Here is a 17,462-nt window from a genome sequence, read left to right on the forward strand (position 1 = left end):
TACATTTTCATGCCTTTCTAGTTGTTTTGTGGTTATTATAATTATAAAGCATGAAGTGGAAAACGAGCAACTCCTAATTGGAATTGCTCGTTTTTTATATGTGAGAAGCTAGTTTTTGCCCAGCCTCATTTTTTTTGCTAGAATAAGGATATATGGAAGAATTACGTACACTAAATATTTCAGAAATCCATCCCAATCCCTATCAGCCAAGAATTCATTTTGATGAAAAGGAGCTACTTGAGCTCGCTCAATCCATTAAGGAAAATGGCTTAATTCAACCGATTATTGTAAGAAAATCTTCTATTATCGGATACGAATTATTAGCTGGAGAAAGAAGGTTGCGAGCCAGTCAATTAGCTGGACTGACTACAATACCAGCAGTGGTAAAAGAACTGACTGATGATGATTTACTCTATCAGGCTATCATAGAGAATCTGCAGCGTTCTAACTTAAATCCGATAGAAGAAGCAGCCTCTTATCAAAAATTGATTAGTAGAGGGTTAACACATGATGAAGTTGCTCAAATCATGGGAAAATCAAGACCATATATCAGTAATTTATTGCGCCTACTAAATCTATCATCTCAGACTAAACAAGCTGTAGAAGAAGGAAAAATTTCACAAGGGCACGCGCGACAATTGGTGTCATTTTCAGAAGAAAAGCAAGCCGAATGGGTTCAACTCATTTTATCAAAAGATTTAAGTGTGCGTACGCTTGAAAAATTAATAGCTGCAAATAAGAAAAAACACACTAAGCTTAAACAACGCGACCAATTTTTAAAAGAACAGGAAGATTCACTCAGTAAAACTCTTGGAACAGCTACAAAAATTATCAAGAAGAAAAACGGAAGCGGAGAAATTCGAATTAGCTTTAATGACCTCGATGAATTCGAAAGAATTATCAACAATTTTAAATAGACTTGTTTACAATTTATTTTTATAAACACTCTTTTCCACACTAAAATCATTACAAAAAGTCAGGACCAGCAAAGGTTCTGACTTTTATTCACATCTTGTGGAAAACTTTTCTTAACAGTGTGGATTTTTAAAATTATCTGTGGAAAACTTTTGTTTTTTATGGTACACTATTCTAACGAATATAATGTGAAAGGGGGAAAATATGAACCAAGAACAACTTTTTTGGCAACGATTTATTGAATTAGCAAAAGTAAATTTTAAGCCATCTATTTATGATTTTTATGTCGCTGATGCAAAATTACTTGGAATCAACCAGCAAGTTGCCAATATTTTCTTAAATCGTCCATTTAAAAAAGATTTTTGGGAAAAAAACTTCGAAGAGTTAATGATTGCCGCTAGTTTTGAAATCTACGGAGAACCTCTTGCCATCCAATATCAATTTACAGAAGATGAACAGGAAATTAAGAACATTACAAACGCAAGAAGTTCAGTGTTTCACCAGGTACAGACACCTGGGCCGGCTACTCCTCAAGAAACTTTTCAACCGGTTCATTCTGATATAAAATCCCAGTACACCTTTGCTAATTTTGTACAAGGAGACAATAATCACTGGGCAAAGGCTGCAGCTTTAGCTGTATCTGATAACCTAGGTGAGCTCTACAATCCATTATTCATTTTTGGTGGTCCTGGTCTTGGAAAAACTCATATTTTAAATGCGATTGGAAATAAGGTTCTAGCCGATAATCCCCAGGCAAGGATAAAATATGTCTCATCGGAAACATTCATCAATGAATTTTTAGAACACCTCCGTCTCAATGATATGGAAAGTTTCAAAAAAACCTATCGCAATCTGGACTTACTTCTAATTGATGACATTCAGTCTCTCCGTAATAAAGCAACAACACAGGAAGAATTTTTCCATACTTTTAATGCGCTTCATGAAAAAAATAAGCAGATTGTACTCACAAGCGACCGTAATCCCGATCACTTAGATAATTTGGAAGAAAGACTAGTAACACGTTTCAAATGGGGGTTAACCAGTGAAATCACTCCACCTGATTTTGAAACACGTATCGCAATTTTACGTAACAAGTGCGAGAACCTGCCTTATAACTTTACAAATGAGACGCTATCCTATCTAGCTGGGCAATTTGATTCGAACGTACGTGACCTTGAAGGTGCCTTAAAAGATATCCATTTGATAGCCACTATGCGGCAACTGTCTGAGATAAGTGTCGAGGTTGCTGCTGAGGCTATTCGATCAAGAAAACAAACAAATCCACAAAACATGGTTATTCCTATTGAGAAAATCCAAACCGAAGTGGGAAATTTCTACGGTGTCAGCTTGAAAGAATTAAAAGGTTCTAAGCGTGTTCAACATATCGTTCACGCACGACAAGTTGCTATGTTTTTATCACGTGAAATGACAGACAATTCCCTTCCAAAAATTGGGAAAGAATTTGGTAATCGAGACCATACAACCGTTATGCATGCATACAATAAAATAAAAACTCTCCTCTTGGATGATGAGAATTTAGAAATAGAGATTACCAGTATAAAAAATAAACTTCGTTAACCTGTGTATAACTTTTAAAAAAACTTCTGTTTTTTCCACAAGTTGTGAACAAGTTAATTCCCGCAGTTTTATTAGTCTTTCATCACTTTTCCACAGAATACACAGAGACTACTATTACTATTAACCTTATAGATAATAAATAAAGGAGAATCCATGATTCAATTTTCTATTAATAAAAATATATTTCTACAAGCACTTAGTATTACTAAACGGGCAATCAGTACAAAAAATGCTATTCCAATTCTTTCAACAGTAAAAATTACAGTAACTAGTGAAGGAATCACTTTAACTGGTTCAAATGGACAAATCTCGATTGAACATTTTATTTCTATTCAAGATGAAAATGCAGGACTTTTGATCAGTTCTCCAGGTTCCATTCTCTTAGAAGCTGGTTTCTTTATTAATGTCGTATCCAGCATGCCGGATTTGGTCCTTGACTTCAATGAAATTGAACAAAAGCAAATCGTTTTGACAAGTGGTAAGTCTGAAATCACATTAAAGGGAAAAGAAGCAGAACAGTATCCTCGTTTACAGGAAGTTCCAACTTCAAAACCATTGGTGTTAGAAACCAAAGTATTGAAACAAACAATTAATGAAACAGCATTTGCAGCTTCTACACAAGAAAGTCGTCCTATTCTTACGGGTGTTCATTTTGTTTTAACAGAAAATAAAAATCTAAAAACTGTTGCAACAGATTCACACCGTATGAGCCAACGGAAATTGGTCCTTGATACATCTGGTGATGATTTTAATGTTGTCATTCCAAGTCGTTCTCTCCGTGAATTTACTGCAGTTTTTACAGATGATATTGAAACAGTAGAAGTCTTCTTTTCAAATAATCAAATCCTTTTTAGAAGCGAGCATATTAGCTTCTATACACGCTTATTAGAAGGTACCTACCCTGATACCGACCGCTTAATTCCAACTGAGTTTAAAACAACTGCAATTTTTGATACTGCAAATCTTCGTCACTCGATGGAGCGTGCTCGTCTTCTTTCAAATGCAACGCAAAATGGTACAGTAAAACTGGAAATTGCTAATAATGTTGTATCGGCTCATGTAAATTCTCCAGAAGTTGGACGTGTGAATGAGGAATTAGATACTGTAGAAGTATCAGGTGATGACTTAGTAATCAGCTTTAACCCAACTTACTTGATAGAAGCATTGAAAGCCACAACTAGTGAACAAGTGAAAATTAGCTTTATTTCTTCTGTCCGTCCATTTACATTGATTCCCAATAATGAAGGGGAAGATTTTATTCAATTGGTTACACCAGTTCGTACCAACTAAATAATATTAAGAACGGCTAAACTGGCCGTTTTTATGTTATACTAAAAAATAGCACCTAGCTTATTTTTATACTCATTTAAAATCAAAAATAGCCACCTACCACTCAAAGTGGATATGGAGCGTTTCGATTTTGTTATTTTTTTAGAAGAAAACAGCTACTTGAAATCCACAATCCTCAACTCAAACTTATAAATTAAAATTTCACATGTTATAAGTAGCTTAGACTTGCTATTTTTGATTTTTATTGAGTATTATATATTTAGTGATGGGGAATAAATGACGTTATATATATTAGCTAATCCTAATGCTGGTAGCCATACTGCTGAACACATCATATTCAAAATAAAAGAAAGTTATCCACAGCTTGCAGTTAACATTTTTATGACAGTTGGGCCTGAGGATGAAAAAAGTCAAATAGAGGCTATTTTAAAGGAGTTTGTCAGTAGTGAAGACCAATTAATGATTTTAGGCGGAGACGGCACCCTATCTAAAGCCTTGCGTTTTTGGCCAGCTAGTCTACCGTTTGCTTATTATCCAACAGGATCTGGAAATGATTTTGCAAAAGCAATGAATATAACATCGCTCTATAGAAGTGTAGATGCCATTTTAGAGGGAAAAACAAGTCGGATATATGTTTTAAACAGTTCACACGGAACGGTTGTAAACAGTATGGATTTTGGCTTTGCAGCTCAAGTTATCAATGGTTCAACGAATTCAATTTTGAAAAAAATTCTGAACAAGGTAAAACTTGGGAGGTTAACTTATCTATTCTTTGGTATTAAAACATTATTTTCAAAACAAGCTATAAATTTAGAATTAACTCTTGATGGAAAAACTTATCAGTTAGGTAATCTCTTTTTTATTTCTGTAGCAAATAGTCTTTATTTTGGTGGAGGAATCATGATATGGCCAACAGCAAGTGCTAAAAAGAAGGAAGTAGATATTGTTTACTTCAAAAATGGAAATTTCTACCAACGTCTACAATCATTGTTAGCCTTATTAACGAAGAGGCATGAATCTTCTCATACAATTCAGCATTTAACAGGGGTAGATGTAGTTTTAAAATCAAAAGAAAAATTATTATTGCAAATAGATGGAGAGATATGCACTGCAAATGAGGTAACGTTAACCTATCAGGAAAGAAGTATGTATATTTAAGGAGGAAGTATGTATCAATTAGGATCCTTTGTCGAAATGAAAAAGCCTCATGCCTGTGTCATCAAATCGACCGGCAAGAAGGCAAATAAATGGGAAGTCATCCGTCTAGGAGCGGATATCAAAATCCGTTGTACCAACTGTGACCATGTAGTCATGATGAGCCGGCATGATTTTGAACGAAAAATGCAACAAGTGCTGCCTAGTGAAACCTAGTTGACAGTTTGCAACTGCTGGTTGCGAATATTTCCTAAAAAGTGCTAGGCAACTATTCTTTTCTACACTATAATAGACTTAGAAAAAAGAGGAGGAAATGACCATGAATCAGTTAGCACAGCAAATTCGAGTTTTACGCACAGCCAATAGCTTATCCCAAGATGAGTTGGCAGAGAAACTCTATATTTCCCGTCAGGCTGTTTCCAAGTGGGAAAATGGTGAAGCAACGCCAGATATCGACAAACTGGTCCAGCTGGCAGAAATTTTTGGTGTCAGTCTGGATTATCTGGTTTTAGGAAAAGAACCTGAGAAGGAAATTGTGGTGGAACAACGAGGAAAAATGAATGCTTGGGAATACTTGAACGAAGAATCCAAACGACCTCTTACAAGAGGAGATGTTGTCGTTCTCATTTTTCTTGCAGTTATGCTTTTAGGTGGATTATTTATTCAGCATTATTTTTAACGAAGCTTGCCAATCAGCAAGCTTTTTCTCTATTTTTCTGCTATAATAGTCATGATTGAATTTTTAATTGGAGAGTAAAAAAACATGGCTTTAACAGCAGGAATCGTCGGTTTGCCAAACGTTGGTAAATCAACCCTATTTAACGCAATTACAAAGGCAGGAGCAGAGGCTGCCAACTACCCTTTCGCGACCATTGATCCAAACGTCGGCATGGTAGAAGTGCCTGATGAGCGTTTGCAGAAGTTGACAGAACTCATCACTCCTAAAAAGACAGTGCCAACGACCTTTGAATTTACCGATATTGCTGGTATCGTAAAAGGTGCCTCTAAAGGTGAAGGGCTTGGAAATAAATTCTTGGCCAATATCCGCGAAGTTGACGCCATTGTCCATGTGGTGCGTGCCTTTGACGATGAAAATGTCATGCGTGAACAAGGCCGTGAAGATGCCTTTGTTGATCCTATCGCAGACATTGATACCATTAACCTAGAATTGATTTTGGCGGACCTAGAGAGCATCAACAAGCGTTATGCGCGTGTAGAAAAAATGGCCCGTACGCAAAAAGACAAGGATTCTGTCGCAGAATTTGCAGTCCTTGAAAAAATCAAACCAGTCCTAGAAGACGGAAAATCTGCTCGTACAGTTGACTTCACAGATGAAGAACAAAAAATCGTTAAGCAACTCTTCCTCTTGACCACCAAGCCAGTTCTCTATGTTGCCAATGTCGATGAAGACAAGGTAGCAGATCCTGAGTCTATCAGTTATGTTCAGCAAATCCGTGACTTTGCAGCAACAGAAAATGCAGAAGTGGTAGTGATTTCTGCGCGTGCTGAAGAAGAAATTTCAGAACTCGACGATGAAGACAAGGGTGAGTTTTTGGAAGCCCTCGGCTTGACAGAATCTGGTGTGGACAAATTAACACGTGCAGCCTATCACTTGCTTGGTCTAGGCACCTACTTTACAGCAGGAGAGAAGGAAGTTCGTGCTTGGACCTTCAAGCGCGGTATGAAAGCACCTCAATGTGCTGGTATCATCCACTCAGACTTCGAAAAAGGCTTTATCCGTGCCGTAACCATGTCCTATGATGATTTGATTCAATATGGCTCTGAGAAAGCTGTTAAGGAAGCAGGACGCCTCCGTGAAGAAGGAAAAGAGTACGTGGTTCAAGATGGGGACATCATGGAGTTCCGCTTTAACGTATAATAGATAATTAGGTTGGAATACATTTTCCAGCCTTTTGGTATGTAAGGAGAAAAAATGACACGATTGATTATAGGCCTAGGAAATCCTGGGGATCGCTATTTTGAAACCAAGCACAATGTCGGCTTTATGTTGCTAGATAAGATTGCCAAGCGTGAAAATGTAACTTTTAGTCACGATAAGATTTTCCAAGCAGACATTGCCACAACCTTTATTGACGGTGAAAAAATCTATCTAGTAAAACCAACGACCTTCATGAACGAATCAGGCAAGGCTATCCATGCCCTGATGACCTATTATGGTTTAGATGAGACAGATATTTTGGTGGCTTACGATGACTTGGACATGGCTGTTGGAAAAATCCGTTTCCGTCAAAAAGGTTCAGCAGGTGGTCACAATGGGATTAAATCCATTGTCAAGCATATTGGGACGCAGGAATTTGACCGCATTAAGATTGGCATTGGCCGTCCAAAAGGAAAAATGAGTGTTGTCAACCATGTCTTATCAGGATTTGACACAGAAGACCGTATCGAAATTGATCTAGCTTTAGAGAAACTTGACAAGGCTGTCAACTTTTATTTGGAAGAAGATGATTTTGATACTATTATGAGAAAGTTTAACGGATAATGAATATACTAGATCTTCTTCACAAAAATAAGCAAATCAATCAGTGGCAGTCTGGCTTAAACAAATCAACTCGCCAACTATTATTGGGACTCACTGGAACCAGTAAGTCATTAGTCATGGCGACTGCCTATGATTGTTTGGCTGAAAAGATTATGATTGTGACTGCTACTCAAAATGATGCTGAGAAATTAATTGCAGATTTAACAGCCATCGTTGGAAGTGAGAATGTTTACAACTTTTTTACAGATGATAGTCCTATTGCCGAGTTTGTTTTTGCATCAAAAGAACGGACTCAATCAAGGATTGACAGTTTAAATTTCTTGACAGATTCTACTAGTTCAGGAATTTTAGTTGCTAGTATGGCTGCTTGTCGGGTCTTATTGCCGAGTCCTGAAGCTTATAAAGGTTCTAAAATAAAGCTTGAAGTTGGTCAAGAAATAGAAGTTGACAATCTTGTAAAGAAACTTGTCAATATAGGTTATAAAAAAGTTTCTCGTGTTTTAACGCAAGGGGAGTTTAGCCAACGTGGGGATATTCTAGATATTTTTGATATGCAAGCGGCATCTCCCTGCCGTTTAGAATTCTTTGGAGATGAAATTGATGGCATCCGTATTTTTGATGTAGATAGTCAAAAGTCTTTAGAGAATCTCGAACAAATCAGTTTGTCACCAGCATCAGATATTATTTTATCGTCTACTGACTATGAGCGGGCTAGTCAGAAAATCCAAATCTCTATTGACCAATCTAGAAGTGGGGAGCAGCAGTCTTATTTACGAGAAGTCGTGGCAGATATGCAAATGGAATATCGTCATCCCGATTTACGAAAATTTCTATCATTTTTATATGAACAATCTTGGACATTGTTGGATTATTTGCCAAAGGGTTCTCCCTTATTTTTAGATGATTTTCATAAAATTGCTGACAAGCAGGCTCAATTTGAAAAAGAATCAGCAGAGTTGTTGACAGATGATTTACAAAAGGAGAAATCAGTGTCAAGTTTGCACTATTTTGCATCTACCTATTCGGAGTTAAGAAAATACAAACCTGCCACCTTCTTTTCAAGTTTTCAAAAAGGTTTGGGCAATGTAAAGTTTGAGGATCTCTATCAATTCACACAGCATCCTATGCAGGAATTTTTCCACCAGATTCCACTGTTAAAAGATGAATTGACTCGGTATGCGAAGTCAAACAATACCGTTGTTATTCAAGCGAGTTCTGATGTAAGTTTACAGACTTTACAGAAAACTTTACAAGAGTATGATATCCATCTTCCAGTACATGCAGCAGATAAGTTAGTAGAAGGTCAGCAACAGGTTACGATTGGTCAGTTAGCTTCAGGTTTTCATTTGATGGATGAGAAACTAGTTTTCATCACTGAAAAAGAGATTTTCAATAAGAAAATGAAGCGTAAGACACGTAGAACCAATATTTCTAACGCTGAACGTATTAAGGACTATAGTGAATTAGCAGTTGGTGACTATGTTGTTCACCATGTTCATGGTATCGGTCAATACTTAGGAATTGAGACTATTGAAATTTCAGGCATTCATCGTGATTATTTAACGGTTCAATATCAAAACTCCGATCGCATTTCTATTCCTGTAGAACAAATTGATCTTCTCTCCAAATACTTAGCGTCCGATGGGAAAGCTCCAAAAGTTAATAAACTAAACGATGGTCGGTTCCAACGAACCAAGCAAAAAGTTCAGAAGCAAGTGGAGGATATTGCAGATGATTTGATTAAGCTTTATGCGGAGCGTAGTCAACTGAAAGGCTTTGCCTTTTCACCAGATGATGAGAATCAGGTTGAGTTTGACAACTACTTTACACATGTGGAAACCGACGACCAACTTCGTTCCATTGATGAAATCAAACAAGATATGGAAAAAGACTCTCCAATGGATCGTTTGCTGGTAGGGGATGTAGGCTTTGGTAAGACAGAGGTAGCTATGCGCGCTGCTTTCAAAGCTGTCAATGATGGCAAGCAAGTAGCTATTCTTGTTCCTACGACTGTTTTAGCCCAGCAACACTACGCTAATTTCCAAGAACGGTTTGCAGAATTTCCTGTTAATGTTGATGTTATGAGTCGTTTTAAAACAAAGGCAGAGCAGGAAAAAACACTTGAGAAGTTGAAAAAAGGCCAAATTGACATCTTGATTGGTACCCATCGCCTTCTATCAAAAGATGTTGTTTTTGCTGATTTAGGTTTACTGGTTATTGACGAAGAGCAACGGTTTGGTGTCAAGCATAAGGAACGCTTGAAGGAAGTGAAAAAGAAAATAGATGTCCTAACCCTAACTGCAACTCCGATTCCTCGGACATTGCAAATGTCCATGTTGGGAATCCGTGACTTATCAGTAATTGAGACTCCACCGACAAATCGCTATCCTGTCCAAACTTATGTGATGGAAACAAATCCTTCCGTTATCCGAGATGCAATGCTTCGTGAGATAGATCGCGGAGGTCAGGTTTACTATCTTTACAATAAAGTTGACACAATCGAACAGAAAGTGTCTGAATTAAAAGACTTGGTTCCAGAAGCTACTATAGGATACGTCCATGGACAAATGTCGGAGATCCAATTAGAAAATACTCTCTATGCCTTTGTAGAGGGTGAGTATGATATTCTGGTGACCACAACAATCATCGAAACAGGTGTTGATATTCCAAATGCGAATACCCTCTTTATTGAAAATGCCGATCACATGGGACTGTCAACTCTCTATCAACTTCGAGGACGTGTTGGCCGTTCCAGTCGGATTGCCTATGCCTATCTCATGTACCGTCCAGACAAGTCCTTGACAGAAGTAGCAGAAAAACGATTGGAAGCGATCAAGGGCTTTACAGAACTAGGATCGGGTTTCAAGATTGCAATGCAAGATTTGTCTATCCGTGGAGCTGGAAATATTTTGGGCGCTGCCCAGTCAGGATTTATTGATTCTGTAGGGTATGAACTGTATTCACAATTGCTGGAACAAGCCATCTTGGAAAAACAAGGTAAGGCAGCCCAACGTCAGAAAAGCAATACTGAGGTCAACCTACAGATTGACGCCTATCTACCAAGTGACTATATTGCTGATCAACGTCAAAAAATTGAAATTTACAAGCGTATAAAGAATATTGACAGTCGTGTCAACTATCAAGAATTACAAGAAGAATTGATAGACCGTTTTGGAGAGTATCCTGATGTTGTTGCTTACTTGCTTGAAATCGGTCTATTGAAGTCATTTTTAGACCAAGTTTTCTGTCATACAGTTCTTAGACGACAACATCAAGTGACAGTAACATTCGAACCTATGGCTGGTCAAATTTTCCTAACGCAAGATTACTTTGAAGCTTTATCTGTGACAAATTTGAAAGCTCAGATAACGGAAAATAAAGGAAAACTAGCTGTTGTGTTTAACATTCAACAGAAAAAAGAATATGAAATATTAGAGGAATTGATTTCTTTTGCCGAAAAATTAAAAGAAATTAAAGCAAGGAAGGCAGAATAAATTTCTCAAATACCTTGAAAAATGGTAAAATAGTGAACTGAGGTAAAGTATGAGACTAGATAAATATTTGAAAGTATCCCGCATTATCAAGCGTCGAACAGTTGCGAAGGAAGTTGCCGATAAAGGACGAATAAAAGTCAATGGGATTTTGGCGAAATCTTCAACAGATTTAAAAGTAAATGATCAGGTTGAAATCCAATTTGGTAACAAACTACTCACTGTAAAAGTACTTGAGATGAAAGATTCGACTAAAAAAGAAGACGCACTGAAAATGTATGAAATTATCAGTGAAAAAAGGATAGAAAAAGATGAAGAAATCTAAAATTCTACAACTGAATAATGCCTTTATTCAGTCGGAGCGTAAAAAAACTCAGCATCAATTGGCAGAACGCCAACAAAAAAATCGTTTTATGGGTGCAATTCTCATTCTAGTTATCTTTCTTTTTATGTTGCCTGCCTACAATCTTGTTGGGACTTACACTAATATTCAGCAACAGGAAAAGAAGTTAGCTGAATTAGAAAAAAACTATGATGAATTGACCAAAGAGCAAAAACAAGTAGCTGAAATGGTTACGAAATTAAAGAATGAAGATTACGCTGCCAAATATGTTCGTGCCAAATACCAATACTCTAAAGAAGGGGAATTTGTCTACAATATTCCAGGGTTACCAAAATGACAGATTCTATCTTTAAAATTGTAGAGCAATTTCTACAGCATTCGGAAGAGAAGTTGGAAGAGTTGAATCAAAAGAATAGAGAATTAAAGTTAGAAGAAAATGAATCGTAGAAAGGAGGGAGTATGCAGAAAAAACTGCTCGTATGGTTATTGCCAGTTTTATTTGGATGGCAGGTGGTCGATAGTACAGAAATACCATTTGAACTCACAGCGCAAGAAGAATACGAATTGACTCATACTATCTATGATCAGTATTTTCAAACTATCCCTCAAAACCCAAATGTTTTTCAAACTGAGAATCTTTATTCGGATGAAGAACTGACTATAGCAGGTGGACAATTACAGCCGAACCAACATTTTTCTATTACGGATGTTCTAGTCAATAGTAAAAAAGAATTGGTTTTCCAAATAGATGACAAGGGTTACATTCTTGCAAGTAGGCATCTACTATTTGATGATGTAATTGTTACAGAAACTACTGTTGAGCAAACTTATTGGACAAAAAAAGGTTTCACATTGTTAACCTCACCAATTGCTAACGAAGCTACGGAAATAAAAAATGATTTACAACCCTATCAAGCTGTTATGGTTTCTAAAATCGTAACAACTTCCCTAGGTGATTTTGCCTATGTTACAGATAAAGGTTGGAGTGCAGTAAATAATTTTTCTAAAACGGATAATAGAGTAGAAGCCGTTCAAGAGTTGTTGACTAACAAATATTCTAAAGATACTATTGGTATATATGTAAAACAATTGTCAACAGGTCAAACTGCAGGTGTAAATCAAGAGAAACTATTCTATTCTGCCAGCATTGCTAAACTACCAATTCTTTATTACGTTCAAGAGCAACTGAATGCTGGGTATATTGATTTGACTACTAAAGTGAAATATACAACCGAATCTATGTCCTTCCCAGGAGCTTATGTTGCTGGAGGAAGTGGTTCACTGTCAAAAACTCCTGACAACAAAGATTATTCAGTGGAAGAATTGATTAATAAGACTGCTAAAGAGTCAGATAATGTAGCTAGTAATTTACTTTCTTATTATGTAGCTAATAAATTCGATTCCAATTTTTATCAAGTAATAACTGCTAAAACAGGTAGTGAGTGGAGTATGGTTACACGTGAAACTTCAGCTGAGATCGCAGGGAAAATGATGGAAGCCTTATATATTCAAAATGGCTATGTGCTAGAAAGTTTGTTATCTACTCAATTTGATAATCAACGTATTTCGAAAGACATCTCAGTTCCAGTTGCTCATAAAATTGGCGATGCAGATGATGTCAAACACGATGTAGCGATTGTTTACGCAGGGTCTCCTTTTGTTTTATCTATTTTTACAGATAAATCAAATTATGATGAGATTACACAAATTGCAAATGATATTTACGGGATTTTAAAGTAAATGAAAGATCGATTTTTAAAAGTGACACAGGATGGTCACTTTTTTGATAAACATAAGAAAGTACTAGTAGCCGTATCCGGTGGGGTAGATTCTATGAACCTATTCCATCTTTTATACGAATGCAAACAAGTGTTAGGGATTGAACTTGGAATTGCCCATATTAATCATGGACAGAGGGAAGAATCTGTCATCGAGGAAAAATATCTTAAACAGTTAGCAGAAGAAAGTAATGTTCCCTTTTATCTGTCCTATTTTGAAGGTGTTTTTTCAGAAGAAGCGGCGCGAAAATGGCGTTATGGATTTTTTGCTACAATCATGGAGAAGGAAGGCTACACTGCACTAGTGACAGCCCACCATGCAGATGATCAAGCAGAAACTGTCTTTATGCGATTGATTAGAGGAGGGCGTTTGCGTCACTTATCAGCAATTCAACAGACTCAGCCTTTTGCAACAGGAGAACTTATTCGACCACTTTTATCTTTTAAAAAGGCAGATTTTGATAAGCTATTTCATTTTGAAGATTGCAGTAATGTAGATTTCAAATATTTTCGAAATAGAGTCAGAAATGACTATTTACCAAAGTTAAAACAGGAAAATCCTAAAATCGAACTTGCTCTCAATAATCTTGCAGTTGATACAAATAATCTATTTCAAGCGCTAAGAGATTTGACACAGGATTTATCCGTTACAGATGTGATGAGTTTTCAACAACAGACACCTACGGTACAAAGTTATCTATTAGAGGAATATTTTGAAAAATTTCCTGATTTACAGCTCTCTCGTCCACAATTTAATGAAGTATTACACATCTTGCGTTCAAAAGCTAACTACTATCATTTATTGAAAAATGATTACATGTTAGAGAAGGATTATCATCGTTTTCAAATTTATAAAATAGGACTAGAGACGGATAGTCAACCAGAAAAAATCATGATAAAATCAGAGGGTATTTTTTCTTACGGTTCATATATTTTTTCTCTCAATCATCCTTTGGAAGAAGCGGATAGTATTTTATATTTTCCTACAGAAAATCCAATTGTAGTGAGGAGAAGGCAGGCTGGGGACACCATTTTAATAAACGGAGTAAATAAAAAACTCCGCCGTTGGTTTATTGATAATAAAATCTCACAGAAAGCTCGACAAAATGCGCTTATTATCGAGCAGGATGGAGAAATTTATGGAATTACGAATCTTGTTAGCAGTGATTTGAGTAAATCAGTAAAAAATGATATAATCAAAGCTACCTTATATATAAAAATGAAAGAGTAGAACACCTATGTTGGACAAAGATATTAAGAAAATTCTTGTTTCAGAAGAAGAAATCGTTGCAAAATGCAAAGAACTCGGTCAAATTCTAGCAACAGACTATGCAGATAAGAATCCTATTCTTGTAGGAATTTTAAAAGGTTCTATCCCATTTATGGCAGAATTAATGAAACATATTGATGCCCATGTAGAAACAGATTATATGGTTGTTTCTAGCTACCATGGTGGTACTGAGAGTTGTGGTACTGTTAAGATTATCAAGGATTTGGACAATAGTGTTGCAGGTCGACATATCATCTTTATAGAGGATATTATTGACACTGGTCGCACATTAAAAGAATTGAAAGAACTCTTTGCTTTGCGTCAGGCAGGTTCTATTAAAATTGCCACTCTTCTTGATAAACCAGAAGGTCGTGTTGTTGAAATCGAGCCAGACTACACTTGCTTTACTATTCCAAATGAATTTGTAGTTGGATTTGGCTTAGATTATGATGAAAATTATCGTAATCTTCCTTATGTTGGTGTACTCAAAGAGGAAGTTTACACAAAATAGAAAAAGGTCTCCTACTATATTATGAACAATCAACCAAATAAAGGATTTATAAAAAATCCTTTTCTCATTATTCTCGTTATTGCCACTATTGTTACAGCCTTTCAATTTTTTAGCGCTGGTCAGCAAGTAGCAACTCAAGAAATCAGTTATTCACAAGTAGTAACTGAATTGAAAAATAATAATGTATCTGAAATTACTTATCAACCAAATTCAAGTGTTATTGAAATTACTGGTAAGTACAAAACAGAACAGGAAGCTAAAGATGAGCTAGCTTCATCTATTAAGTTATTCCAAGTTTCTAGCAAAGTTAAGTATAAAAACTTTAAGTCACTAATTTTACCGTCAGAAACGAATTTGTCAGAGCTACAAGCTCTTGCAAATGAAAATGGAGTAAAGGTTACTATTAAACCTGAAAGTTCAAATGGACTTTGGTTAAATATCGTCTTTAATTTGTTACCGCTTATCATTGCTGGTGTATTCTTCATGATGATGATGAACCAGGGTGGCGGTGGAGCACGTGGTGCAATGAACTTTGGACGGAATAAAGCTAAAGCTTTGGAACAAAGTAACATCAAGGTACGTTTCTCAGATGTAGCAGGTGCAGAGGAAGAAAAACAAGAATTAGTTGAAGTTGTTGAATTTTTGAAAGATCCAAAACGCTTTACTAAACTTGGAGCACGTATTCCAGCAGGTGTGCTACTAGAGGGTCCTCCAGGAACAGGTAAAACCTTGCTTGCCAAAGCAGTAGCAGGTGAAGCGGGTGTGCCATTCTTCTCCATTTCTGGTTCAGATTTTGTTGAAATGTTTGTTGGTGTCGGTGCCAGCCGTGTTCGTTCATTATTTGAAGATGCAAAAAAAGCAGCACCAGCCATTATTTTCATCGATGAAATCGATGCTGTCGGTCGCCAACGTGGTGTCGGCATGGGTGGCGGTAACGATGAACGTGAACAAACCCTCAACCAACTCTTAATTGAAATGGATGGTTTTGAAGGGAACGAAGGGATTATTGTCATTGCCGCAACCAACCGTAGTGATGTTTTAGACCCTGCCCTTCTTCGTCCAGGTCGTTTTGACCGTAAAGTATTGGTTGGTCGTCCGGATGTTAAAGGACGTGAAGCAATCCTTAAAGTTCATGCGAAGAATAAACCACTAGCGGCAGATGTAGATTTGAAATTAGTAGCACAACAAACACCAGGATTTGTTGGTGCAGATTTAGAGAATGTTCTTAACGAAGCAGCCCTTGTAGCTGCACGTCGAAACAAGACTGTCATTGATGCTTCAGATATTGACGAAGCAGAAGATCGTGTTATTGCAGGTCCATCTAAGAAAGACCGTCAAGTTTCAGTCAAAGAACGCGAAATCGTTGCCTACCATGAAGCAGGTCATACAATTGTTGGTCTCGTACTATCAAATGCACGTGAAGTTCACAAAGTAACAATTGTTCCCCGCGGTCGCGCAGGTGGATACATGATTGCCCTTCCTAAAGAAGATCAAATGCTTCTATCTAAAGAAGATATGAAGGAGCAATTGGCAGGTCTTATGGGTGGTCGTGTTGCGGAAGAAATTATTTTCAATACCCAAACAACCGGTGCCTCAAATGACTTTGAACAAGCTACACAGATGGCGCGTGCCATGGTTGCAGAATATGGTATGAGTGAAAAAATGGGACCAATGCAGTATGAAGGCAGTCATGCAATGTTTGGTGGACAAACAACTCAAAAATATATTTCTGAGCAAACTGCATATGAGTTAGATAATGAAGTACGTGATTTGCTAAATGAAGCTCGTAATAAGGCTGCAGATATTATTCAATCAAACCGTGATACACACAAACTGATTGCAGAAGCACTGCTCAAATACGAAACTCTTGATAGTGTTCAAATTAAATCTCTGTATGAAACAGGCAAAATGCCAGAGAATATTGAACACGATGACGAAGATGTTCATCCCCTTTCTTATGAAGAAGTAAAAGAGAAAATTAATACGAAAGAGTAGTATAAAAATACTCTGGGCAAGACATTCCATAACGGATCTGCCCTCACTCTCAACCACTAAAATAACCACCAAGCCTTCGCTAAGTACATAATCTTGGCGAAGGCTTTTTTTACATGCTACACATCAGAAACAGGGTATTTATACTCATTTAAAATCAAAAATAGCCACCTACCACTCAAAGTGGATATGTAGCGTTTCGATTTTGTTATTTTTTTAGAAGAAAACAGCTACTTGAAATCCACAATCCTCAACTCAAACTTATAAATTAAAATTTCACATGTTATAAGTAGCTTAGACTTGCTATTTTTGATTTTTATTGAGTATTACAAGAAAAACGAATCAATAGTTATTTATCACAATCTTAGAAATATACAAATATAGTTTTAAACAGCTAGACCTTTAGACATAGACATGATTCTCTCAAGCCATACTGGTAGTAGAGCTAAGAAATGAGGAACCAAAAACCAATATAATAATTCCCTTCTGGAGCAGAATGCAATGTTTTTCATAGAGTATCAATAGCAAATGTACTTTAAAAAAAGAAAAATCAAATAAAGTATGAAGCTAGACAAAAATGTCCTGTAGAAAGGCAGCACTTTTCGATAAACTTAAACCATCAACAAAAGGAGATTA

General features: G+C 36.6%; 16 protein-coding genes. All 16 read left to right on the forward strand.

Annotated features, from left to right (window positions below):
* Positions 1–152 precede the first annotated feature (152 nt).
* The 16 genes from K5Q29_RS09570 to ftsH all read left to right on the forward strand — a co-directional run bounded on the left by K5Q29_RS09570 (position 153) and on the right by ftsH (position 16,829).
* Entirely contained in the window at positions 153–917 is a 765-nt protein-coding gene (locus K5Q29_RS09570; protein WP_012775418.1) for a ParB/RepB/Spo0J family partition protein, read from the forward strand.
* 202 nt (positions 918–1,119) lie between these two features.
* Entirely contained in the window at positions 1,120–2,493 is a 1,374-nt protein-coding gene (gene dnaA / locus K5Q29_RS09575) for a chromosomal replication initiator protein DnaA (protein ID WP_105106256.1), read from the forward strand.
* Positions 2,494–2,646: 153 nt separating this feature from the next.
* Positions 2,647–3,783 carry a DNA polymerase III subunit beta gene (gene dnaN / locus K5Q29_RS09580; protein WP_105139675.1) on the forward strand — a complete coding sequence of 379 codons (1,137 nt, stop codon included), beginning with the start codon at positions 2,647–2,649 and terminating at the stop codon, positions 3,781–3,783.
* A gap of 276 nt (positions 3,784–4,059) precedes the next feature.
* Positions 4,060–4,941 (forward strand): diacylglycerol kinase family protein, encoded by an 882-nt coding sequence (locus K5Q29_RS09585; protein WP_105139674.1) that lies wholly within the window; start codon positions 4,060–4,062, stop codon positions 4,939–4,941.
* Positions 4,942–4,950: 9 nt separating this feature from the next.
* Positions 4,951–5,154, forward strand: a complete 204-nt coding sequence (locus tag K5Q29_RS09590) for a DUF951 domain-containing protein (RefSeq protein ID WP_029171245.1) — start codon at positions 4,951–4,953, stop codon at positions 5,152–5,154.
* A 103-nt stretch (positions 5,155–5,257) separates the two neighbouring features.
* On the forward strand, positions 5,258–5,617 hold the full coding sequence (locus K5Q29_RS09595; RefSeq protein WP_105139673.1) for a helix-turn-helix domain-containing protein: 360 nt from the start codon (positions 5,258–5,260) through the stop codon (positions 5,615–5,617).
* Between the two features lie 84 nt (positions 5,618–5,701).
* On the forward strand, positions 5,702–6,817 hold the full coding sequence (gene ychF / locus K5Q29_RS09600) for a redox-regulated ATPase YchF (RefSeq protein ID WP_014637241.1): 1,116 nt from the start codon (positions 5,702–5,704) through the stop codon (positions 6,815–6,817).
* 54 nt (positions 6,818–6,871) lie between these two features.
* Positions 6,872–7,441 (forward strand): aminoacyl-tRNA hydrolase, encoded by a 570-nt coding sequence (gene pth, locus K5Q29_RS09605; RefSeq protein WP_105139672.1) that lies wholly within the window; start codon positions 6,872–6,874, stop codon positions 7,439–7,441.
* Positions 7,441–10,935 carry a transcription-repair coupling factor gene (gene mfd, locus K5Q29_RS09610; protein WP_105139671.1) on the forward strand — a complete coding sequence of 1,165 codons (3,495 nt, stop codon included), beginning with the start codon at positions 7,441–7,443 and terminating at the stop codon, positions 10,933–10,935. The genes pth and mfd overlap by 1 nt, the downstream gene beginning before the upstream one ends.
* Positions 10,936–10,984: 49 nt before the next feature.
* Complete coding sequence (locus K5Q29_RS09615) at positions 10,985–11,257, forward strand: RNA-binding S4 domain-containing protein (protein WP_004194330.1); 273 nt, start codon at positions 10,985–10,987, stop codon at positions 11,255–11,257.
* A complete protein-coding gene (locus tag K5Q29_RS09620) occupies positions 11,244–11,612 on the forward strand; it encodes a septum formation initiator family protein (RefSeq protein ID WP_105139670.1) in 369 nt (122 codons plus the stop codon). The genes K5Q29_RS09615 and K5Q29_RS09620 overlap by 14 nt, the downstream gene beginning before the upstream one ends.
* The gene (locus tag K5Q29_RS10805) at positions 11,609–11,722 is read left to right on the forward strand and encodes an SP_0009 family protein (protein ID WP_044678577.1); all 114 of its coding nucleotides are present in this window, start codon (positions 11,609–11,611) and stop codon (positions 11,720–11,722) included. Before K5Q29_RS09620 ends, K5Q29_RS10805 begins: the two co-directional genes overlap by 4 nt.
* A gap of 12 nt (positions 11,723–11,734) precedes the next feature.
* Positions 11,735–13,015 (forward strand): serine hydrolase, encoded by a 1,281-nt coding sequence (locus K5Q29_RS09625; protein ID WP_044761914.1) that lies wholly within the window; start codon positions 11,735–11,737, stop codon positions 13,013–13,015.
* Positions 13,016–14,284: a tRNA lysidine(34) synthetase TilS gene (gene tilS / locus K5Q29_RS09630; RefSeq protein ID WP_044761912.1), complete on the forward strand. Its 1,269-nt coding sequence runs from the start codon at positions 13,016–13,018 to the stop codon at positions 14,282–14,284. It abuts the gene before it with no gap.
* Positions 14,285–14,291: 7 nt separating this feature from the next.
* The gene (gene hpt / locus K5Q29_RS09635) at positions 14,292–14,834 is read left to right on the forward strand and encodes a hypoxanthine phosphoribosyltransferase (protein ID WP_004194316.1); all 543 of its coding nucleotides are present in this window, start codon (positions 14,292–14,294) and stop codon (positions 14,832–14,834) included.
* A 21-nt stretch (positions 14,835–14,855) separates the two neighbouring features.
* A complete protein-coding gene (ftsH, locus tag K5Q29_RS09640; protein ID WP_105139669.1) occupies positions 14,856–16,829 on the forward strand; it encodes an ATP-dependent zinc metalloprotease FtsH in 1,974 nt (657 codons plus the stop codon).
* Positions 16,830–17,462 lie beyond the last annotated feature (633 nt).

Source organism: Streptococcus sp. 2018037 (assembly GCF_019754195.1).
Lineage (GTDB): Bacteria > Bacillota > Bacilli > Lactobacillales > Streptococcaceae > Streptococcus > Streptococcus hashimotonensis.

Excerpts from the sequence above, each read along its gene's own strand:
- K5Q29_RS09590 (WP_029171245.1), top strand. The coding sequence starts at position 4,951 with ATGTATCAATTAGGATCCTTTGTCGAAATGAAAAAGCCTCATGCCTGT.
- hpt (WP_004194316.1), top strand. The coding sequence starts at position 14,292 with ATGTTGGACAAAGATATTAAGAAAATTCTTGTTTCAGAAGAAGAAATC.
- K5Q29_RS09585 (WP_105139674.1), top strand. The coding sequence starts at position 4,060 with ATGACGTTATATATATTAGCTAATCCTAATGCTGGTAGCCATACTGCT.
- mfd (WP_105139671.1), top strand. The coding sequence starts at position 7,441 with ATGAATATACTAGATCTTCTTCACAAAAATAAGCAAATCAATCAGTGG.
- K5Q29_RS09620 (WP_105139670.1), top strand. The coding sequence starts at position 11,244 with ATGAAGAAATCTAAAATTCTACAACTGAATAATGCCTTTATTCAGTCG.
- K5Q29_RS09570 (WP_012775418.1), top strand. The coding sequence starts at position 153 with ATGGAAGAATTACGTACACTAAATATTTCAGAAATCCATCCCAATCCC.
- K5Q29_RS09625 (WP_044761914.1), top strand. The coding sequence starts at position 11,735 with ATGCAGAAAAAACTGCTCGTATGGTTATTGCCAGTTTTATTTGGATGG.
- dnaA (WP_105106256.1), top strand. The coding sequence starts at position 1,120 with ATGAACCAAGAACAACTTTTTTGGCAACGATTTATTGAATTAGCAAAA.
- tilS (WP_044761912.1), top strand. The coding sequence starts at position 13,016 with ATGAAAGATCGATTTTTAAAAGTGACACAGGATGGTCACTTTTTTGAT.
- K5Q29_RS09615 (WP_004194330.1), top strand. The coding sequence starts at position 10,985 with ATGAGACTAGATAAATATTTGAAAGTATCCCGCATTATCAAGCGTCGA.
- dnaN (WP_105139675.1), top strand. The coding sequence starts at position 2,647 with ATGATTCAATTTTCTATTAATAAAAATATATTTCTACAAGCACTTAGT.
- ychF (WP_014637241.1), top strand. The coding sequence starts at position 5,702 with ATGGCTTTAACAGCAGGAATCGTCGGTTTGCCAAACGTTGGTAAATCA.
- pth (WP_105139672.1), top strand. The coding sequence starts at position 6,872 with ATGACACGATTGATTATAGGCCTAGGAAATCCTGGGGATCGCTATTTT.
- K5Q29_RS09595 (WP_105139673.1), top strand. The coding sequence starts at position 5,258 with ATGAATCAGTTAGCACAGCAAATTCGAGTTTTACGCACAGCCAATAGC.
- ftsH (WP_105139669.1), top strand. The coding sequence starts at position 14,856 with ATGAACAATCAACCAAATAAAGGATTTATAAAAAATCCTTTTCTCATT.
- K5Q29_RS10805 (WP_044678577.1), top strand. The coding sequence starts at position 11,609 with ATGACAGATTCTATCTTTAAAATTGTAGAGCAATTTCTACAGCATTCG.